Origin of the sequence: Streptomyces sp. CC53, from assembly GCF_001865245.1 — a bacterium.
Taxonomy (GTDB): Bacteria; Actinomycetota; Actinomycetes; order Streptomycetales; family Streptomycetaceae; genus Streptomyces.
Window position 1 is genome coordinate 715 of the sequence record NZ_MKXB01000161.1, and the last position, 20,736, is coordinate 21,450.

A 20,736-nucleotide genomic window follows, 5' to 3' on the forward strand; every position below is an offset into this window, starting at 1 on the left:
ACGTGGTCCGCGCCCTGCGGCCCGGACTGACCGTGCGGCTCGGCCACATCGAGCTGAACGAACCCCTGCTGGGCGACACCTTGGCCGCCCTGCCCGAGGGCTCCGACGCGGTGCTCGTCCCGCTGCTCTTCGCACCCGGCCACCACGTCACCCACGACCTGCCGCAGGCCGCCGCCGCGGCGGCGCCGCGGATCCGCGCCCGCGTCGCCGCCCCGCTCGGCGCCCACCCGCTCCTCGTCGACGCGCTGCGGGACCGCCTCACCGAGGCGGGCTGGCGGCCCTCGCCCGACGCGGGTGTCGTGCTCGCCGCCGCCGGGTCCCGGCACCCGGATTCCGCGGCCGTCACCCGCCGCCTCGCCGCGCAGTTGAGCGTCCGCCTCGACGGCGTGCCGGTCCTCGCCGCGTACGCCTCCGCCGCCGCACCGACCGTGCCCGAAGCCGTCCGGGAACTGGCCGCCCGGGGCCGTACCGACATCGCCGTGGCCTCCTGCTTCACCGCGCCCGGCCTGTTCGCCGCCCGCAGCGCCGCCGCGGCACCCGGCCCCGCCGCCGCGCCCCTCGGCCCGCACCCGGCCCTCGCCCGGCTGGTCCTGCGGCGCTACGACGAGGCCGCGGCCCGCGCGACGGCTCCCGTAGCGGAGGCGTACGCGTCCGTCTGACCCGCCGCACGCTTCACTGTCACCCCGTGGGGTTACCTTCCAAGCATGGACGGCACGGAAGGCACGACCCACACCACCCCCCCGACCCCCACCGCCCGCGCGGCCACCGCGCCGTACGCGCACCCGGCGGACGACGGCTACGACCCCGCGGCGACCGAGCGCTGGGCCCCGGAACCCGACAAGCGGCCCGGCCGCACCGCCTTCCAGCGGGACCGCGCCCGCGTCCTGCACTCCGCCGCGCTGCGCCGCCTCGCGGGGAAGACGCAGGTCGTCACCCCCGGCACGAGGAGTCCCGCCTGGGACGCGAGCCCCCGCACCCGGCTCACCCACTCCCTCGAATGCGCCCAGGTCGGCCGCGAGCTCGGCGCCGCGCTCGGCTGCGACCCCGACCTCGTCGAGGCCGCCTGCCTGTCCCACGACATGGGCCACCCGCCCTTCGGGCACAACGGCGAGCAGGCGCTCAACGAGTTCGCCGGGGACTGCGGCGGCTTCGAGGGCAACGCCCAGTCGCTGCGCCTGCTCACCCGGATCGAGCCCAAGCGGTTCGTGCCGGACCCCGAAACGGGGGAGCCGGTCAGCGTCGGGCTCAACCTCACCCGTGCCGCCCTCGACGCCGCCACCAAGTACCCGTGGCCGCGCGGCGCCCACCCCACCGACCCGCACTCCCCGAAGTTCGGCGTGTACGACGACGACCTGCCCGTCTTCCAGTGGGTCCGCCAGAGCGCCCCCGCCGGCCGCGTCTGCTTCGAGGCGCAGGTCATGGACTGGTCCGACGACGTGGCGTACTCCGTGCACGACTTCGAGGACGGCCTGCACGCCGGCCACATCGACCCCAACCTCCTCCTCGCGGAACCCGAGCGCGCCGACATCTGGGCCTGCGCCATCGGCCGCTACGTACCGTCGGACACCGACCCGCAGGAACTCGCCGAGGCCCTCGACCGGCTCATCGACCAGGAGTGGTGGCCGCACGGCTACGACGGCTCCGCCACGGCCCAGGCCCGGCTGAAGGACGCCACCAGCCAGCTCATCGGCCGGTTCTGCCTCGCCGCCGAGACCGCCACCCGGCAGGCCTACGGCCCCGGCCGCCTCACCCGCTACGGCGCCCGGCTCGTCGTCCCCCGCGAGACCCGCAACGAGTGCGCCGTCCTCAAGGCCGTCGCCGACCGGTACGTCATGCAGCGCGCCGAGCAGGAGGCGCTCCGCGCCGACCAGCGCGTCGTCATCGCCGAGCTCGCCGACGCCCTCGTCCGCCGCGCCCCCGAGGGCCTCGACCCACAGTTCCGGGCCCTGTTCGACGCTTCGCCCGACGAGCGCGCCCGCACCCGGGTCGTCATCGACCAGATCGCGTCGCTCACCGACGCCGCCGCACGGGCCCTGCACGCCCGGCTCACCACGCCACACGCCCGATAGCTCCCCTTTCCCCGGACGAGTGCCTCTTCCCTGACCACCCGCCGTGCGGGACCCTCCTGAAGGCGCCACGGCCGCCGCGGCCACGACCGCGACAGCGGTGCCGCGGCGTAGCGTGGACAGGGACGTTCCGTGCATTCCGGGTAGGAGGCAACAAGTGGTCGACGCAGATGAGACCTTCGTCATCGTCGGCGGGGGGCTGGCCGGCGCCAAGGCGGCCGAGACCCTCCGGGCCGAGGGGTTCGCCGGCCGCGTCATCCTCATCGGTGACGAACGCGACCACCCGTACGAACGCCCGCCGCTCTCCAAGGGCTACCTGACCGGCAAGGACGCCCGCGACAGCGCGCTCGTCCACCCGCCCGCCTGGTACGCGCAGGCCGACATCGAGCTCCACCTCGGCCAGCCGGTCACCGCCGTCGACCGCGACCACAAGGCCGTCCGCCTCGCCGACGGCACCACCCTCAACTACGACAAGCTGCTGCTCGCCACGGGTGCCGCACCGCGCCCCCTCGACGTCCCCGGCAGCGACCTCACCGGCGTCCACCACCTGCGCCGCCTGTCCCACGCCGACCGGCTGCAGGGGGTCCTCGCGGCCCTCGGCCGGGACAACGGCCACCTCGTCGTGGTGGGCGCCGGCTGGATCGGCCTGGAGGTCGCCGCCGCCGCACGCGGCTACGGCGCCGAAGTGACCGTCGTGGAGCCCCAGCCGACCCCGCTGCACCAGGCCGTCGGCCCCGAGCTGGGGCAGGTCTTCGCCGACCTCCACGCCGAGCACGGCGTCCGCTTCCGGTTCGGCACCCGGCTCACCGAGATCGTCGGCCAGGACGGCATGGTGCTCGCCGCCCGCACCGACGACGGCGAGGAGCACCCCGCGCACGCCGTGCTCGCCGCGGTCGGCGCCGTGCCGAACACCGCCCTCGCCGAGACCGCCGGCCTGGCGCTCGTGGACCGGGCCCACGGCGGCGGCATCGCCGTCGACGCCTCCCTGCGCACCTCCGACCCGGACGTCTTCGCCGCCGGAGACGTGGCCGCCGCCCACCACCCGCTGCTCGGCGTCCGACTGCGCGTCGAGCACTGGGCCAACGCCCTGAACGGCGGGCCGGCCGCCGCCCGCGCCATGCTCGGACACGACGTGTCCTACGACCGGGTCCCCTACTTCTTCACCGACCAGTACGACCTGGGCATGGAGTACTCCGGCTGGGCGCCCCCCGGCTCGTACGACCAGGTCGTCCTGCGCGGCGACGTCGCCAAGCGGCAGTTCGTCGCGTTCTGGCTGAAGGACCGGCGGGTCCTCGCCGGGATGAACGTGAACGTGTGGGACGTCACAGAACCCGTCCAGGACCTCATCAGGTCCCGCCGGCCCGTGGATCCCGACGCCCTCGCCGACCCCGGAACCCCGCTCGGCTCCCTCCCGGACCGGCCGGACCGGGACTGAGGGCCCGCCCCACCCGTTCGCCGCCCCGTAGAATCTCCGCGTGGCAGGCAGGATCAACGATGACGACGTGAAGGCGGTGCGGGACGCCGTCCCCATCGACGCCGTCGTGTCCGAGTACCTCCAGCTGCGCAACGCGGGCGGCGGCAACCTCAAGGGCCTGTGCCCCTTCCACGACGAGAAGTCCCCCTCCTTCCAGGTCAGCCCCAGCAAGGGTCTCTTCCACTGCTTCGGCTGCCAGGAGGGCGGGGACACCATCGCCTTCGTGATGAAGATCGACCACCTCTCCTTCTCGGAGACGGTCGAGCGGCTCGCGGCCCGCGCCGGGATCACCCTCCGCTACGAGGAGGGCGGCTACAACCCCGTCCAGCAGCGCGGCGAGCGCATCCGCCTCATCGAGGCCCACAAGGCCGCCGCCCGGTACTACGCGGAACAGCTCGACGGCCCGGAGGCCGAGGTGGGGCGCCGCTTCCTCGCCGAGCGCGGCTTCGACCAGGCCGCCGCCCGGCACTTCGGCGTCGGCTACAGCCCCGCCGGCTGGGACCACCTCACCCGGTTCCTGCGCGGCCAGGGCTTCTCCGACAAGGAACTGCTGCTCTCCGGCCTCGCCCAGGAGAGCCGCGGCGGCAAACCCATCGACCGGTTCCGGGGCCGCCTCATGTGGCCCATCCGGGACGTCGGCGGCGACGTCGTCGGGTTCGGCGCCCGCAGGCTCCGCGACGACGACACGGGGCCCAAGTACCTCAACACGCCCGAGACGCCGATCTACCGCAAGTCGCAGGTCCTCTACGGCATCGACCAGGCCAAGAAGGAGATCGCGAAGACCAGCCGCGCCGTCGTCGTCGAGGGCTACACCGACGTCATGGCCTGCCACCTCGCCGGGGTCACCACCGCCATCGCCACCTGCGGGACCGCCTTCGGCGGCGACCACATCAAGATCCTCCGCCGACTCCTCATGGACAACGGCTCGGCGCGGGTGATCTTCACCTTCGACGGCGACGCGGCAGGCCAGAAGGCCGCGCTGCGGGCCTTCGAGGACGACCAGAAGTTCGCCGCCGAGACGTACATCGCCATCGCTCCCGACGGCATGGACCCCTGCGACCTGCGGCTCGTCAAGGGCGACGAGGCGGTACGGGACCTGGCGGAGCCCCGCATCCCGCTGTTCGAGTTCGCACTGCGCCAGATCGTGAACCGGTACGACCTGGAGACCCCGGCCGGCCGGGCCGCCGCCCTCGACGAGGCGGCCCCGATCGTGGCCCGCATCAAGAACATCGCCTCCCAGCACGAGGTCGCCGTCGAACTCGCCGGCATGCTCGGCATCCTCGACACCCAGTTCGTCGTCAAGCGGGTCGCCCAACTGGCCCGCTGGTCCAGGGACAAGGGCGGCCGGCCACCGCAGCCGGCCGACGGGCCCCGGCAGGCCGCGCATTCCCCGCAGGGGCCGTCCGTCACCGGCCCGCCCCTCAACCTGCGCAGCCCCGCCCACCGCACGGAGCGGGAACTGCTGAAGCTCGCCCTCCAGTACCCGGCGCTGGTGTCGCCGGCCTTCGACGCGTACGGCGCCGACGAGTTCACCGCCCCGCCCTACACCGCGGTCCGCCAGACCATCGCCGAGGCGGGCGGCGCCGCCCAGGGCGTCGACGACACCCCCGGCTACCTGGCCCGGGTCCGCGAAGCCGCGCCGGACGACCGGGTCCGCGCGATGGTGACGGAACTGGCCGTCGAGGCCGTCCTCGCCCGCACCGTCGACGAGGCCTACGCAGGCGAGCAGTTGGTCCAGGTCCGCCTCCGCGCCGTCGACCGCCGCATCCTGGAGGTGCAGAGCTCACTGACCCGGCTCGGCTCCCACGCCGACCCCCAGCACCTGGCCGGCGTGCAGAACGAACTGTGGGTCCTCCAGCAGTACGCCCAGTCCCTGCGCACCCACGGCGTCGCGGCGCTGTAGCGGGACCCGGCCGGGCACCGGCGGGCGCGCCGTCACGCGACGGTCGCAAAAAGTGGGCGCACAACCCTCGTGGCAGCGATGTGCCGTACCCCACACTGGGGGCGGTTCCTGAGACCGCCGCCCCCGGGAGGTCGCCCCCGTGCAGACCCAGACCGTGAGCTCCGTGGCCGTCACCGTGCCGAAGCAGCCCGACGCGGCGGGCGGCCTGCCCGACGGCATCCCCGACGTCTTACCCGGTGCGCGCCCCCTGGCCCCGCGGGCGGTCGGAGCCCCGGACGCGCAGGACGCCCCGGGCCCGGCACCCTCCACGGCGCTGGTGGAGGTGCTGGACACGTCAGGGTCACCGGACCCGGTGGAGGTGCCGTACACACCAGGACCACCGGACCCGGTGGCGCAGGCCCTCGATCCGGCGCACGACCCCGGTCCCGGGGTCCCGGGCCAGACCGGGGCACAGGGCGCGGCGGGCGCCCTCGACCCGGAGGAGGCCCCGGATCCCACGGACCCCCCGGACACCCCGCCCGCCCGGGCCGCGTCCGGCGACGGCACGGGCGGTGGTGGCCCGGCCTCCGATCTGCTCCGCCAGTACCTTCGGGAGATCGGCCGCGTCCCGCTGCTGACCGCCGCGGAGGAGGTCGAGCTGGCCCGCTGCGTGGAGGCCGGGCTCTTCGCCGAGGAGAAGCTGGCCCGCACCCCCGACCTCGACTCGCAGCTCGCCGGCGACCTGGACGCCCTGGTCGTGCTGGGCCGTATGGCCAAGCGCCGCCTCATCGAGGCCAACCTGCGCCTCGTCGTCTCCGTCGCCAAGCGGTACGTGGGGCGCGGCCTGACCATGCTGGACCTGGTACAGGAAGGCAACCTCGGGCTGATCCGGGCTGTCGAGAAGTTCGACTACACCCGCGGCTACAAGTTCTCCACCTACGCCACCTGGTGGATCCGCCAGGCCATGTCGCGGGCCCTGGCCGACCAGGCCCGCACCATCCGCGTCCCCGTCCACGTCGTCGAGCTGATCAACCGGGTCGTCCGCACGCAGCGCCGCCTCCTGCAGGAACGCGGCGAGGAGCCCACCACCGAGGAGGTCGCCGCCCTCCTCCAGCTCCCGCCCGAACGGATCACCGAGGTGCTGCGGCTGGCGCAGGAACCGATCTCCCTGCACGCCCCCGTCGGCGAGGAGGAGGACGTCGCCCTCGGCGACCTCATCGAGGACGGCGACGCGGCGTCTCCCGCGGAGTCCGCCGCGTTCCTGCTGCTCCGCCAGCACGTGGAGGCCGTCCTGTCCACACTCGGCGAGCGCGAACGCAAGGTCGTCCAACTGCGCTACGGCCTCGCCGACGGCAGGCCCCGCACCCTGGAGGAGATCGGCGGCCTCTTCGGCGTGACACGCGAACGCATCCGCCAGATCGAGTCGAAGACCCTCGGCAAGCTGCGGGACCATGCCTTCGCGGAGCAACTGCGCGGCTACCTCGACTGAGCGCCCCCGTGCATCGCGCGGCCCCCTTCCCCGATCCGTCGGGCCTGCCCAGGGCCAGGGGGAGCACGATGCCCGGAGCCGGCCCCAGCGCGACGCCCAACGGCAGGTCGTCCGGCGCCACTCCCAGGACGGTCCCCAGGGAGGTGCCTACCGGCAGGGTCAGGACGGAGCTCTACAGGGCCAGGACGGAGCTCGACCGGCCGCTTGCCGTCTGCGCCGCCCGGGCACCCCTCCGCCGCGGCGGAACCGGTGCGGGTGGCCGTCATGCCTCCCGCCCCCGTCGTCGGTTCGTGCCCGGGGCCCGAGGGCCTCAGTCGACCTCCGCCACCGCCTGCGCGAACTGCGCCGCGTACAGGCGCGCGTACGTCCCCTCGGCCTCCAGCAGCTCGGCGTGCGTGCCCTGTTCGACGATGGAGCCGTCCTCCATCACCAGGATGACGTCGGCGTCCCGGATGGTGGACAGCCGGTGGGCGATGACGAAGCTGGTGCGGCCGTGGGATAGCCGGGCCATCGCCTTCTGGATGAGGACCTCGGTGCGCGTGTCCACGGAACTCGTCGCCTCGTCCAGGACCAGGATCACGGGGTCCGAGAGGAAGGCCCGGGCGATAGTGATCAACTGCTTCTCGCCGGCGCTGACGCCCGCCCCTTCGTCGTCGATGACCGTGTCGTACCCGTCGGGCAAGGTGCGTATGAACCGGTCGGCGTGCGCCGCCCTGGCCGCCGCCTCGACCTCCTCCCGGGTCACCTCGCGGCCGGGGGCCGCGCCGTAGGCGATGTTCTCCGCGATCGTGCCTCCGAACAGCCACGTGTCCTGCAGGACCATGCCGATCGACGAGCGCAGTTCCTCCCGCGACATCCGGGCCACGTCGACCCCGTCGAGGAGGATCCGGCCCCCCGTCACCTCGTAGAACCGCATCAGCAGGTTGACGAGCGTCGTCTTGCCCGCCCCGGTGGGGCCGACGATGGCCACCGTCTGGCCCGGCGAAACCTCCAGCGACAGCCCCTCGATCAGCGGCCTGTCCGGCTCGTACCGGAACGACACCTTCTCCAGGGCCACCGCGCCCCGCACCCGCGCCGGCCGCTCCAGGGGCGGCGACTCCGGCTGCTCCGGCGCGTCGAGCAGTTCGAAGACCCGCTCGGCGGACGCCACACCGGACTGCACCAGGTTCGCCATCGACGCAACCTGCGTCAGCGGCATCGAGAACTGCCGCGAGTACTGGATGAACGCCTGGACCTCACCGATGGTCAGGGCCCCCGAAGCGACCCGCAGACCACCGACCACCGCCACCAGCACGTAGTTGATGTTCGACACGAAGAACATCAGCGGCTGCATCAGACCGCTGGTGAACTGCGCGCGGAAACCGGCCTCGTACAGCGCGTCGTTGTGCTCGCGGAACTCCGCGGCGGCTTCCTCCTGCCGCCCGAACACCTTCACCAGCGTGTGCCCGGTGAACATCTCCTCCACGTGGCCGCTGAGGCTGCCGGTGGCCTGCCACTGCGCCACGAACTGCGGCTGCGACCGTTTGCCCACCCGGGCCGCGATCACCACCGACAGCGGCACGGTGACCAGCGCCACCAGCGCCAGCAGCGGCGATATCCAGAACATCATCACGAGCACGCCGATGATGGTGAGCAGCGAGTTGATCAGCTGGCCCAGCGTCTGCTGCAGGGTCTGCCCGATGTTGTCGATGTCGTTCGTCGTCCGGCTGAGCACCTCACCGCGCTTGGACCGGTCGAAGTACGCTAGGGGCAGCCGCTCCAGCTTGGCCTGCACGTCCTCCCGCATCCGCTGCACCGTGCGGTTGATCACCCGGGTCGACAACCGCGTCGACACCAGCATCAGGAGCCCGGCCGCCACGTACACCGCGAGGACGATCAGCAGGATGTCCCGTACGGCCCCGAAGTCGATGCCATGCCCGGGCACGAAGTCCACGGCCGCCAGCATGTCCGCGAGCCCGTCGTCGCCGCGGGCCCGCAGCGCCTCCAGCACCCGCTCCTTGCTCGCGCCCTGATCCATCCCACGGCCCACGACGCCGGCGAACACGAGGTCCGTGGCGCGGCCGAGCACCATCGGACCCACCACCGACAGCGCGACGCTCGCCACCACCGCCAGGCTCATCACCCACATCGTGGCCTTCTCCGGAGCGAACCTCCGCAGCAGCCGCTTGCCCGAGCCCTTGAAGTCCATGGACCGCTGGTCGGGGCCGCCTCCGGCCATCATCATCCGTCCGCCAGGACCGGCCATCAGACAGCCTCCGCCTCGGTCAGCTGGGAGAGCACGATCTCCCGGTACGTCTCATTGGTCTCCATCAGCTCGTGATGGCGTCCCGTCCCCACGACCCGCCCCTCGTCGAGGACGAGGATGCGGTCGGCGTCCCGGATGGTCGACACCCGCTGGGCCACGATCACCACGGTCGCCTCGGCCGTCTCCTGCGCGAGCGCGGCCCGCAGCCGGGCGTCCGTCTCGTAGTCGAGTGCCGAGAACGAGTCGTCGAAGAGGTAGATCTCCGGCTGCTGCACCAGCGTCCGCGCGATGGCGAGGCGCTGACGCTGACCACCCGACACGTTCGTGCCGCCCTGCGAGACCGGCGCGTCCAGCCCGCCCTCCAGGCCGCGGACGAAGTCGGCCGCCTGCGCCACCTCCAGCGCGTGCCACAGCTCCTCGTCGGTGGCGTCGGGCCGCCCGTACCGCAGGTTGGTGGCCACCGTCCCGGAGAACAGGTACGGCTTCTGCGGGACCAGGCCGACCGTCCGGGCGGCGAGAGCGGGATCGAGCCGCCGCACGTCCACCCCGTCGACGAGGATCTCGCCGCTCGTCACGTCGAACAGCCGCGGCACCAGCCCGAGCAGCGTCGACTTGCCGCTGCCGGTCGAACCGATGACCGCGGTGGTCTCCCCGGGCCTGGCGACCAGGTCAACCTCCCGCAGCACCGGCTCCTCGGCACCGGGGTACCGGAAGCCCGCCCCCCGTACTTCCAGGTGACCCCGGCGGCCGAGCTCCCGCACCGGCTCGGTCGGCGGCAGCACGCCGGGCTCCGTGCGCAGCACATCCTCGATGCGCTCGGCGCACACCTCCGCCCGCGGCACCATCATGAACATGAAGGTGGCCATCATCACGGCCATCACGATCTGCATCAGATACGCGAGGAACGCCGTCAGCGCCCCGATCTGCATCCCCCCGCTGTCGATCCGGTGGGCGCCGAACCAGACGACCGCCACACTGGACACGTTCACCACGGTCATCACCGTCGGGAACATCAGCGCCATCAGCCGACCCGCACCCATCGACACGTCGGTCAGCCGGTCGTTGGCGTCCCGGAAGCGCTCCTTCTCGTACGCGTCGCGTACGAAGGCGCGGATCACGCGGTTGCCGGTGATCTGCTCGCGCAGCACCCGGTTCACGTCGTCGAGCCGGTCCTGCATCGACCGGAACAGCGGCCGCATGCGCCGCACGATCAAGGTCACCGCGATGCCCAGCACCGGAACCACCGCAAGCAGCACCGCCGACAGCGGCACGTCCTGACCCAGGGCCAGCACGATCCCGCCGACGCACATGATCGGCGCCGACACCACCAGGGTGAACGCCATCAGGACCATCATCTGGACCTGCTGCACGTCGTTGGTGGTGCGGGTGATCAGCGAGGGCGCCCCGAACCGGCCGACCTCCTGAGCCGAGAACGACTGCACGCGGGCGTACAGCGCCGCCCGCACGTCCCTGCCGAGTGCCGCGGCCGTCCGCGCGCCGAAGTAGACCGCGCCCACGTTCCCCGCGACCTGGACCAGGGACACGGCGATCATCAGCGCGCCGAACCGCAGGATGTAGCCGGTGTCACCTCTCACGACACCGTGGTCGATGATGTCGGCGTTCAACGTCGGCAAGTACAAGGTCGCGCACGTCTGCACCAGTTGGAGCGCCACCAACAGAGCGATGGGCCGTCTGTACGGCCCGAGATGGTTGCGAAGTAGTCGAAGGAGCACGGATCCACTATCGCCCGTCCCCCCGACAGCGACGAACGCGTTTTCCACAGGCGGCACGATCAGTCGTACTAGTCCTCGCCACCACCCGTCCGGCCGTGCCGCCGGCTGGTCCGACCGCGCCGCCGGACGGCCTCCCCGGCGCCCGTCGCCACCCGTCCGATCGCGCCGTCATCCGCCCGATCACGCCGGCCCCGGGCCCGCACCAGCCGGAACCCCGTCGTCCGTCCGGGCACGCCGGCACCTCGGCCGCCCGCCGCCCCTCCGGACGACCGGCCGGCGGTTCGCTCGGGTCGCCGCGCCCGGCCGGGCCTGCCCCGCCCCGTCGCCGTCCTTCCCGGCCGCGCCCAGGCCACCCCCCCACGGCAGACCGGGCCGACCGTCCCATCAGCCGGCCACGCGTACCTGACGCTCGCCCGTCCCGCCCTACGAGGCGAACGCGCCCGGGTGGATCTGGTCGCGGGTCGCCGCGTACTGCTGGCGTACCGCCTGTCCGACCGGTCCCTCGTCGCCCGCCTCGAAGACCTGCGCCGCCGCGCCCTGCCACGCCGGGGGAGCCTGGGGCGACAGAGAGCCCTGCGCCACCCCCAACGCCCACGCCGCCTGCCGTGCCGCCCCCACCGCCGCGTAGTCCGCCGGCTGCGGCACGACCACCTGCGCCCCGAAGACCGCCGGCGCGACGGCCTGCACGGCGGGCAGCTCGGCGGCCGCCCCCAGCAGGAAGACCCGGCGCACCGCCACACCCCGGCCCCGCAGTACGTCCATCGCGTCCGCGAGGGAGCACAACATGCCCTCGAACGCCGCACGCGCCAGGTGCTCCGGTTTCATCGACTCGCGCCGCAGCCCGCTGAGGGTGCCCGCCGTGTGCGGCAGCGGCGGGGTGCGCTCGCCTTCCAGGTACGGCAGCAGCACCAGGCCCGACGCGCCCGGCGTCGACTTCAGCGCCAGCGCCGACAACTCCTCCAGGCTCTCCAGCCCCAGCATCTCCGCGGTGCCGCGCAGCACCCGCACCGCGTTCGCGGTGTGCACCACCGGAAGGTGCGTCCCGGCGGCGTCCGCCAGGGAGGTGATCAAGCCCCGGGGGTCCGCCAGCGCCTCGTGGTGGACCGCCATCACCGAACCCGACGCGCCCAGCGACACCACCGCGTCACCGATCCCCAGCCCGAGGCCCAGCGCCGCCGCCATCGTCTCCCCGGTGCCCGCCGAGATCAGCAGGCCCTCGGGCGTCACACCCGCGGCCTCGGCCGGACCCAGCACGTCGGGCAGCGCCACCTGGTGGCCCAGCGCGAGTTCGACCAGGTCCGGCCGGTACGCCTCGGCTGCCGCCGACCAGTAGCCGGTGCCCGAAGCACCTCCGCGGTCCGTGGTCCGCCGCGCGGGGCGCCCCAGCAACTGCCACACCAGCCAGTCGTGCGCCTGGAGCACCCCGGCCGTCCGCCGGGCCGCCTCCGGCTCGGTCCTGGCCAGCCAGCGGAGCTTCGCCACCGGCTGCACCGCCTGCGGCACGCAGCCCACGGCCTGAGCCCACGCCTGCCGGCCGCCCAGCGCCTCCACCAGGTCGGCGGCCGCCACCTGCGCCCGCTTGTCGTTGCCGACGAGGGCGGCCCGCACCGGGGCCCCGTCGTGGTCCAGCGGCACGACGCAGTGCGCCTGCGTGGACACGCCGATGGCCTGCACGCCCTCCAGCAGCCCGCCGGTGGCGGCCTCCCCGAGTGACAGCAGCCATGCCTGCGGGTCCACCTCGGTGGCCTTGGGATCGACGGGGTGCGCCGCGTACCCCTGGCGCAGTACCGCGCCCGTGTCCGTGTCGCAGACCACGATGCGCGTGAAACCCGACGAACTGTCCAACCCGGCGACTATCCCCATGCTGGAGATTCTGCCGCACCGGGCCGGATTTCCCGCCCGCCTCCGCCGGGCCGGGGCGTCAGGTGTTGCTCGTGCCCCACTCGTCGTCGGCGCCCTGCCCCCGGTCGCGCAGGGACCGCACCCGCTCGGCCATCCCTTCGGGCATGCGGTCCCCGACCTTCTCGCTCACCACGTGGTACGCCCGGCCCGCCACCTCCCGGCCGGTCTGGGCGGCCGACTCGGCCGCGTTGCGCACGGCCGGGTTCTCGGAGACCCGCCGCGCGGACGTCACGAGCTTCTCGTAGCGCTCCCGTCCCGCCCTGGTCCCCAGGACGTAACCGATGGCGAGTCCCACGACGAACGTGAGCTTGTACCGCATGGCTGCCACCCTTCCGTAGGTGTCGGTGCGCACCGCCTGCCGCGGGCGGCCGGAGATCCCCTGCGGCAGGCCAGGGGGAGACCGATTGGCGGAGCACCCCCCAGCTTGCGCTAATGTATGTGTCGCAGCGAGCGAGCGCCGCCCGGAACGCACCGGGTGGGTACGTTCGGTGCAACGCAGCAGTCCCCTGTAGCTCAATTGGCAGAGCAGCCGGCTGTTAACCGGCAGGTTACTGGTTCGAGTCCAGTCGGGGGAGCGCGATCCCCTGTAGCTCAATTGGCAGAGCATTCGGCTGTTAACCGGAGGGTTGCTGGTTCGAGTCCAGCCGGGGGAGCGGTGATGAGAGAGGGCCCTTCCGGGGGTCCTCTCTCTCGTTGTGCCGGGCGGGTACCTGCTGCGCCCGGCGACGCCCTCCCCGTCCTGAGGGATTCCGGCCGACCTCCGGAACCGCGCGGGCCGGCGTGATCGTCCTCATGGGCGTGCATGGCCGACCAGCCGGAGCAGGAGATCGTATGAGCGGCTATGCTGCGGCAGACGGCGCGCACAAATGTGCGCGACGCGCCGCACGGGGCGGTAGCTCAGCCGGTTAGAGCAGCGGACTCATAATCCGTCGGCCGTGGGTTCGAGTCCCACCCGCCCCACCAGCGGCTCCCGCAGGTGAACCGTTTCTACCTGCGGCGGCATCGCGGCGGTGGCAGCCGCGCCGGAGCGGCGCCCCGCGTTCACTCGCTCAGGTCACGCCCGGTGTACGCCCGAGCGGCGGCACACGGTCCGGCCGGGTCCCGGCGGTGCCTTCGCTCCCGTGGGGGACGGTGCCCACGCGGCCCGACGGCCCCGGCAGGGCTTGCAGGCCGCTGTCCCTTCCTCCTGGAAGTGCATCCTCCGGTCGGTGCGACGAAAGCGGGCCCCGGGCCTCCGGGTGGAGGGCCGGGGCCCGCAGCAGGCCTTCAGGGCGGTCGTCACTCGACGACGAGCCGCACGTCGATGTTGCCGCGGGTGGCCTTGGAGTACGGGCAGTACGCGTGGGTCCTCTCCAGCAGTTCGCGGCCCGGCTCGCCTTCCAGGTGGGCGGGCATCTCGGCGCGCAGGACGACCGCCAGGCCGAATCCTCCGTCCTCCTCGTCCTTGCCGATGCTGACCTCGGCGGTGATCGAGACGTCCTTGACGTCGATCTTCTCCTGGCGCGCTATCGACCCCATCGCACTGGCGAAGCACGCCGCGTAGCCGGCGGCGAAGAGCTGCTCCGGGTTGGTGCCCTGGCCGTTGCCGCCGAGGGCCTGGGGGAAGCCGAGCGGCAGGTCGATCTGGCCGTCGGAGCTGACGGCCCGGCCCTCGCGGCCGTTGGCGGTGGCGACGGCGGTGTACAGGGCGTTCATGTGTCCCGTCCTTCTTCTCTGGTCTCGTCCCCGCCCGGTGGGGCGGCGCTGATGACATTTATAGCGGGCAATTAAGTTGTGCACAACTTAATTGCGTGTGAGGTAGATGGTTGTGTGGCGTTAGCCTGGAGGCATGGACGCGCCCGGCACCCCGCAGGACGAGGACTTCCTGCGCCTCGACCACCAGATCTGCTTCTCCCTGCACGCCGCCACCCGCGCCTTCAACGGCGTCTACCGCGTCGTGCTCAAGGACCTGGGGCTGACCTATCCCCAGTACCTGGTGATGCTGGTCCTCTGGGAGCGGGGCGAGCTCCCCGTCAAGCGCATCGGGGAGCTGCTGCGGCTGGACTCCGGCACGCTGTCACCGCTGCTGAAGCGGCTGGAGGCGGCGGGGTACGTCGAGCGGCGGCGCAGTGCCGAGGACGAGCGTTCGGTGACCGTGCGCCCCACCGCCGAGGGCGCCGCCCTGCGGGAGCGGGCCCGGCGGCTGCCCCGACGCATGGCGGAGGTGACCGGCCTGTCCCTCACCGAGGCCCGCGATCTGCGCGACCGCCTCCACACCCTGACCGTGGCTCTGGACGGCGCGCTGTCGGCGGTGGCGCAGGAGCACGAGCCGGCCGAGTAGGGGCCGCGGCCGTCGCCCACCCCGTGCAGGGCCTGCCCGGGCCCGGCACGCCGGCTGCCGGTGTCCGCCGCGGGGCCGCAAAGGGTGCCACGGCGGCCCGCTTCCGCGGCGCCGCCGGAAGCGGTGGCGGGGCGTCACACGATGCCCCGTACCACCCCCAGTTCGACCAGGTCCTGCGGACGCAGCCGCAGTTGCTCCGCTGTGTGCGGGGCGTCCTGCGGTGGCCGCTTCAGTATGGCCGCGGCCGGCTCCGGGGCGATGACCGAGAAGTAGCTGTCCGGGGTGGCCCAGGTGTTGCCGGGCGCCGCGAGGGCGAGTGCGCCCCCCGAACCGCCCTCACCGACCACCAGCGTCGTCACCGGCACCCGCACGCCCGCGACCGCGGCGAAGAGCTCGGCGATCGCCGCGCCCGCGCCCGTGTGCTCCGCCTCCGTGTCGTTCGCGGCACCCGGCGTGTCGACCAGCGTCAGCACCGGCAGGCCCCACCGGTCCGCGAGCCGGATGACGCGCGCCGCCGTGCGGTAGCCGGCGGGCCGGGTCGCGGTCCCGCACTGGGCCACGTAGGCGACGCCGTACCCGTCGCGCAGGCCCACCCCGCACCGCACCCCCGGGTCCGCACCGCCGCAGCGGTCGCCGACCAGGGGCAGCAGCAGCGTGAAGTACGCGTCCAGATAGGCGTCCGCGCGCGGACGCCCCGGCTCGCGGGCCCGCAGCACCGCCTCCCAGCCGGTGCCCGGCAGGTCCGTGCGCCCCAGTGCCGCGGGCGGCGGCACGGGACCGGCCGCCGGGTGCGACAGGGCGGTCAGCCAGTGGCCCAGCACCGTGCGGAGCTCCGTTGCCGGAACCACCGCGTCCACCTGTCCCGCCGCGAGCTGCCCCTCCGCCGTGTACGCCACCGGATCCGCGTCCGGAGGCCTCACCCGCGAGCCGGCGAAACCGATCTGGGCCCCCGGCAGCGCCAGCAGCACGTCCGCGCCGGCACCGACCGTCGCCCAGCCGCCTCCGGTCGCCGGATCCCGCAGCACCGTGACGTGCGGCACGCCCGCCTGGCGCAGCAGCACCGCCTCCCGCGCCACGCGCTGCAACTGGGTCAGCGCGACCATGCCCTCCTGCATCCGGCTGCCCCCGGTCGCCACCAGGGACACCAGCGGTACGCCCCGCTCCCGCGCCAGCCGGTAGGCGGCGCAGATCCGGTCACCGGTGCCCTGCCCCAACGAGCCGCCCAGGAAGCCGAACTCGAAGGCCAGCAGCACGCATGCGCGCCCCGACACCTGCCCCTCTCCGTAGACCACCGACTCGTCCTCGCCGGTGCGCCCGACGGCCCGCGCCCGTGCCTCCCCGTACCCGTCCCAGCCGAGCGGGCCGTCCGGCGGACGGGGCCCCTCCGGCGTCGGCGGCCGGTGCTCGGTGAACGCTTCGGCGACCAGGGCGATCACCTGCCGGGCCGTCAGCCGCCCGGAGCGCCCCTCCCGATCAGCCACGGAGGGCCCGCTTCACGACCTTGCCCATGTCGTTCCGGGGCAGTGCGTCCAGCGTGCGGACCACCCGCGGCCGCTTGTGCGGGGCCAGCTGTGCGGCGACGTGGTCGGCGAGCTCCCGGTCCGTCGGGGGAGCGGCGGGGTCCGACGGGACGATCCAGGCCACCACCCGCTCGCCCAGGTCGGCGTCCGGCTCGCCCGTCACCGCGGCCTCCCGCACGCCCGGATGGTCGAGGAGCACGTTCTCGATCTCCCCGGCTCCGATCTTGTAGCCGCCGCTCTTGATGAGGTCGGTGGCCCGCCGGCCCACGAGCCGTACGGAACCGTCCGGGTCCCGCACCGCCATGTCGCCGGTGCGGAACCAGTCCCCGTCGAACGCCGCGGCCGTGGCGTCCGGCCGGTTCAGGTACGCGGTGAACAGGTTCGGGCCCCGCACCTGCACCTCCCCGATGGTCTCCCCGTCGCGAGCCGTGACCGGCGTCCCGTCGTCGAGGACCAGCCGCAGCTCCACGCCGGGCAGCGGCAGCCCCACCGATCCGGGGCGCTCCGGTTCGGCGCCCGCCCGCACGCTGGTCAGCATGAGCGTCTCCGTCATCCCGTACCGTTCGACGACCCGCCTGCCGGTCGCCGCGGTGATCCGCTCGTGGTCGGGCAGCGGCAGCGGGGCTGACCCGGAGACCAGCAGCCGGGCGCCGGTGAGGGCCTTCCGCAGCTCCTGGTCGGTGCCGAGGACCTCTGCCAGCCGGTGGTACATGGTCGGCACGCCGAACAGCATCGTCCCGCCGGACGCGAGCTCCCGGGCGACCCCCTCCGCGGAAAAGCCGCCGAGGTGCCGCAGGCACCCGCCCCGGCGCAGTGGGCCGAGGACGCCGAGGACCAGCCCGTGCACGTGGAACAGCGGCAGGGCGTGCACGAGGACGTCCTCGGAGGTCCACGTCCACGCGTCCGCGACCGCGTCGAGCGTGGCGGCGAGGGCCCGCCGGGGGAGGACGGCACCCTTGGGCGGGCCGGTGGTGCCGGAGGTGTAGACGACGAGAGCCGGAGCCGAGAGGTCCGGTTCCGCCGCGGCCCTGCCCACGGGGAGCGGTTCCGCGTGCGCGGGGACCGGCGGTCCCGCAGCCGGAGCGCCCCGGCCCGCGTTCCCGTCGGCCTCCGGCCGCACGTCGACACGCGGCAGGTGGGCCAGGGGCGCGGGCAGCTCGTCACCGGGCGCGGCGAGCACGGCGTCGGGGGCGCTGTCGGTGACGATGTGGGTCAGCTCGCGCGGCCCGGTCCTCGGATTCAGCGGTACGGCGGGGACCCCCGCGTGCAGCGCCGCGACCACCGCGACCGCGGTCTCCAGGGTGGGCGTCGCCCACACCGCGACACGCCGGGCACCGGCCAGGCGCGGCGTCAGCGCCGCCGCGGCAGCGCGGAGCTGACCGTACGACAGGGCACGCTCGCCGAAGCGCAGCGCGGGCCGCGGGTCGTCGTCCGGTCCGGCGGCCAGGGCCGGGAAGAGAGCATCCACGGGTCGTCGTCCTCCTCGTGTCGCGGCGGTCACGGCAGGGGTCGGTGCGGCCCCCATCGTCGCAGCCGGAGGCCCCGGCGGGGCGTGTCGCCGACGCCGGGGCCTTGAGAGTCCCGTCACAGCTGCGCGGTGGACCGGTGGAGACCGCCCGGTGCCCGGCGCGCGGAGGTGCCGGTGGCCGGGTGGGCGCGCGGAACGGCCGTCCGGTGGGCCCGTGGGCCGGAGCGGCTCGCGGCGAGGGCGGCCGTGCGGGCACCGGCGGGCCGACGGGAGGGAGCCGCCGCCGGCGGCCCCACCCGCGGCGGCCTCCGGCTCGGGTGGCCTGGACGGGGGCGCCGCCCGCCTTCGCCGCGTCGGGAGCGGCGCCGCTCAGTCCGCCTCCGTCAGCGGCGCCAGGGCCAGCGGTTGGACGCGGCCTTCGAGCATCTCGCCCAGCCCCAGGACCGCGCACACGTCCGGCCGTTCCGCGATGGCCACCGGCATGCCGGTGGCGTCCCGCAGCATCTGGTCCAGCCCCGGCAGGCGGGCGCTGCCGCCGACCATGGTGATGCCCCGGTCGGCCAGGTCCGCGACCAGGTCGGGCGGGCAGTCGCGCAGCACCTTCCCGATGCCGTCCAGCACCGCCGTCAGCGGAGTGTGGATGGCCCGCCGCACGGCCGCCGTGTCCACGTGGACCGACCGGGCCAGACCCGTCGCCACGTCCCTGCCGTGGATCTCGGTCGAGGACGGACCGTGCGAGGTGAGGCCGTTGCCGTGCAGGGCGAGCTGCAGCGGCCGCACGGACTGCGAGGGCAGCATCAGCTCGTGCTGGTGGCGCAGGTACTGGATCACGGCGTGGTCGATGGCGTTGCCGCCCACGGGGATGCGCTCCGCCGTGACGATGGAGCCGAGCGACAGCACCGCGACCTGGGTGGTCGCCGCCCCGCACACCATGATCATGCTGGCCGTCGGCTGGTCGACGGGCAGGCCGCTGCCGACCGCCGCCGCGATCAGTGTGTCCACCAGTTCGACGCGCCGCGCGCCGAGGCCGACGAGCGTCTCGACGGTGGCGCGCTGCGCCAGGGGATCGCTGTCGTGCGGGGTGCAGGCGGCGGCCCGCAGCATCGGCTTGCGGCGCAGCTGGCGGCGGAGTTTCTCGCCCAGGAGGTGACGGAGCATCCGCTGGGCCATCTCGATGTCGACGACGGACCCCCCGGAGACGGGCCGGGCGACCCGGATGTAGTCCGGGGTACGGCCGGTCATCTTCTCGGCGAAGTCCCCGACCGCGATGAGGGCGCCCGTGTGGGTGTTCACCGCGGCGACGCTCGGCTCGTCGACGACCAGCCCGGCCCCCTTGACGAAGACGCGGGTCCTCGCGGCCCCGAGATCGACGGCTACGTGGCAGCGGCGCAACTGCTCAAGACTGACGGTCACGGCGGATCCTCCCGAGTGCGGTGTGTGTCTGCATCGTGCGGGCCGCCGGGGCGCCGCGCGCGCTGGGCTGCGCCGCCCGGGGGCCTCGATACGACGGACGGGAGATCGGGCAGAGCACGGAAGACGCGCGGCACGGGCCTCCCCCGAGCCCGCGCCGTCGGTGGCTGCCCGCAGCCGGGCAAGGGGCCGCCGAGCCGGTTGCCGCATCCGCACCCGTACCCGGTGAGCGTGGGGACGCCGCTCGCGGGCGAGCCGGTCGTCGGCCCGCAGTCGTGGCCCGGAAACGGGACGCCGTCCGCCGGCGCCGGACGCCGGCCGCGAAACCGTCAGCCTCGCGCGCGCGGGCTGCCGGGCGGGTCCGCGAGGCGCTGGAAGAGGCCCCAGGTGAAGTCCGCGACCTGCGGCTGCCCGCCCGGGTCGGTGAAGGCCAGCCGCATCCGTGTCGGCGCGTCGCCCGGCAGCGGCCGGGCGGGCGCGAAGGCCCGGGCCACTTCGTCGACGGTGCACGCCCAGGGCCGCAGGTCGGCGACGGTGCGAAGCGTCGGTGGAGGCGACCCCGGTGCGCGGACCAGCCATTCGTTCCACACCGCGCCGGTCCCGGCCGCGGCCAGCACCTCGAAGCGGAGGTCGGGCCACAACGGCAGTCGCCATGCCAGCGCCTCGCACTCCAGGTCGCCCACCGCGCGCCGCTCCCTGCTCTCGGGCTCGCCCAGTACGGAGCGATAGCGCGCGAGGGCGCCACGGGCGCGGCGCGAGCGCACCATGACCTGCCAGCGGCGGTTGGCCTCCCGCATGTCCCCGGCGGAAGCCCCGAGCGCACGGCGCGCGTCGTCGACGAGTGACGGCTGGTGGTCGGCCAGGCGGCGCAGCAGGACGAGCTGGAAGTCCCGGGGGCCGAACGGGGCGGCGGGGGAGGCGGAGGCCATGGCGCCATCCTGCCCCGTTCGGGCCGGGGCCACAGGCGCGGGCGTGCCCCTCTTTCCCCGCCCCGATCCGTCACGGTGACCCCGGGGAAAGACACGTTCACCGTGCGCCACAGCCGGCACGGGGGTCAGCACGTTTCACATAACACTCTCACAGGCTCTCCCGCCGCTGAGGCCCGCGCGGCGCATACTCTGCGGGCGCCATGGATTACTGCCAGCCGTGTCAGCGGCACCTCAACGGAGCCCTGGCATGCGCCGGGTGCGGCACGCCGGCCGAGCAGCTCCGGAACCCCCCCCCCCC

Annotated in this window: 15 protein-coding genes and 3 tRNA genes; 9 read left to right on the top strand and 9 right to left on the bottom strand. The window is 74.1% G+C overall.

Annotated features, from left to right (window positions below):
- From BJP40_RS18735 to BJP40_RS18755, 5 genes are all read left to right on the top strand, one after another.
- Positions 1–659: sirohydrochlorin chelatase (locus tag BJP40_RS18735; RefSeq protein WP_071281338.1), on the top strand; the 659-nt coding region annotated here is incomplete at its 5' end.
- Between the two features lie 45 nt (positions 660–704).
- Entirely contained in the window at positions 705–2,069 is a 1,365-nt protein-coding gene (locus BJP40_RS18740; protein WP_071281339.1) for a deoxyguanosinetriphosphate triphosphohydrolase, read from the top strand.
- A gap of 154 nt (positions 2,070–2,223) precedes the next feature.
- The gene (locus BJP40_RS18745) at positions 2,224–3,501 is read left to right on the top strand and encodes an NAD(P)/FAD-dependent oxidoreductase (protein WP_071281340.1); all 1,278 of its coding nucleotides are present in this window, start codon (positions 2,224–2,226) and stop codon (positions 3,499–3,501) included.
- 40 nt (positions 3,502–3,541) lie between these two features.
- A complete protein-coding gene (dnaG, locus tag BJP40_RS18750; protein ID WP_071281341.1) occupies positions 3,542–5,443 on the top strand; it encodes a DNA primase in 1,902 nt (633 codons plus the stop codon).
- 139 nt (positions 5,444–5,582) lie between these two features.
- Positions 5,583–6,911: an RNA polymerase sigma factor gene (locus tag BJP40_RS18755; protein ID WP_226962669.1), complete on the top strand. Its 1,329-nt coding sequence runs from the start codon at positions 5,583–5,585 to the stop codon at positions 6,909–6,911.
- Between the two features lie 310 nt (positions 6,912–7,221).
- On the opposite strand, the gene BJP40_RS18760 is transcribed toward BJP40_RS18755, so the two are convergent.
- From BJP40_RS18760 to BJP40_RS18775, 4 genes are all read right to left on the bottom strand, one after another.
- Positions 7,222–9,156 (bottom strand): ABC transporter ATP-binding protein, encoded by a 1,935-nt coding sequence (locus BJP40_RS18760; protein ID WP_071281342.1) that lies wholly within the window; start codon positions 9,154–9,156, stop codon positions 7,222–7,224.
- Positions 9,156–10,889, bottom strand: a complete 1,734-nt coding sequence (locus tag BJP40_RS18765) for an ABC transporter ATP-binding protein (protein WP_071281343.1) — start codon at positions 10,887–10,889, stop codon at positions 9,156–9,158. The genes BJP40_RS18760 and BJP40_RS18765 overlap by 1 nt, the downstream gene beginning before the upstream one ends.
- A 423-nt stretch (positions 10,890–11,312) precedes the next feature.
- Positions 11,313–12,752, bottom strand: a complete 1,440-nt coding sequence (locus BJP40_RS18770; RefSeq protein ID WP_071281344.1) for an FGGY-family carbohydrate kinase — start codon at positions 12,750–12,752, stop codon at positions 11,313–11,315.
- Positions 12,753–12,810: 58 nt separating this feature from the next.
- Positions 12,811–13,110: a hypothetical protein gene (locus BJP40_RS18775; protein WP_071273273.1), complete on the bottom strand. Its 300-nt coding sequence runs from the start codon at positions 13,108–13,110 to the stop codon at positions 12,811–12,813.
- A 183-nt stretch (positions 13,111–13,293) separates the two neighbouring features.
- Here BJP40_RS18775 and BJP40_RS18780 point away from each other — a divergent pair.
- From BJP40_RS18780 to BJP40_RS18790, 3 genes are all read left to right on the top strand, one after another.
- Positions 13,294–13,366 (top strand) — tRNA-Asn (locus BJP40_RS18780).
- Positions 13,367–13,371: 5 nt separating this feature from the next.
- Positions 13,372–13,444: transfer RNA gene (locus BJP40_RS18785), tRNA-Asn, on the top strand.
- A 233-nt stretch (positions 13,445–13,677) separates the two neighbouring features.
- A tRNA-Ile gene (locus BJP40_RS18790) sits at positions 13,678–13,754 on the top strand.
- Between the two features lie 315 nt (positions 13,755–14,069).
- Here the strand turns inward: BJP40_RS18790 and BJP40_RS18795 are convergent.
- Positions 14,070–14,486 carry an organic hydroperoxide resistance protein gene (locus BJP40_RS18795; protein WP_071273276.1) on the bottom strand — a complete coding sequence of 139 codons (417 nt, stop codon included), beginning with the start codon at positions 14,484–14,486 and terminating at the stop codon, positions 14,070–14,072.
- Positions 14,487–14,619: 133 nt separating this feature from the next.
- Here BJP40_RS18795 and BJP40_RS18800 point away from each other — a divergent pair, with 133 nt between their 5' ends.
- Entirely contained in the window at positions 14,620–15,111 is a 492-nt protein-coding gene (locus BJP40_RS18800; RefSeq protein ID WP_071281345.1) for a MarR family winged helix-turn-helix transcriptional regulator, read from the top strand.
- A gap of 134 nt (positions 15,112–15,245) precedes the next feature.
- Here the strand turns inward: BJP40_RS18800 and BJP40_RS18805 are convergent, their stop codons facing one another.
- From BJP40_RS18805 to BJP40_RS18820, 4 genes are all read right to left on the bottom strand, one after another.
- A complete protein-coding gene (locus BJP40_RS18805) occupies positions 15,246–16,592 on the bottom strand; it encodes a carboxyl transferase domain-containing protein (protein ID WP_226962670.1) in 1,347 nt (448 codons plus the stop codon).
- Complete coding sequence (locus tag BJP40_RS18810; RefSeq protein WP_071281346.1) at positions 16,585–18,099, bottom strand: acyl-CoA synthetase; 1,515 nt, start codon at positions 18,097–18,099, stop codon at positions 16,585–16,587. Before BJP40_RS18810 ends, BJP40_RS18805 begins: the two co-directional genes overlap by 8 nt.
- A gap of 369 nt (positions 18,100–18,468) precedes the next feature.
- Positions 18,469–19,512 carry a rod shape-determining protein gene (locus BJP40_RS18815; RefSeq protein WP_071281347.1) on the bottom strand — a complete coding sequence of 348 codons (1,044 nt, stop codon included), beginning with the start codon at positions 19,510–19,512 and terminating at the stop codon, positions 18,469–18,471.
- 326 nt (positions 19,513–19,838) lie between these two features.
- Positions 19,839–20,438, bottom strand: a complete 600-nt coding sequence (locus BJP40_RS18820) for a hypothetical protein (RefSeq protein WP_071281348.1) — start codon at positions 20,436–20,438, stop codon at positions 19,839–19,841.
- Between the last annotated feature and the right edge of the window lie 298 nt (positions 20,439–20,736).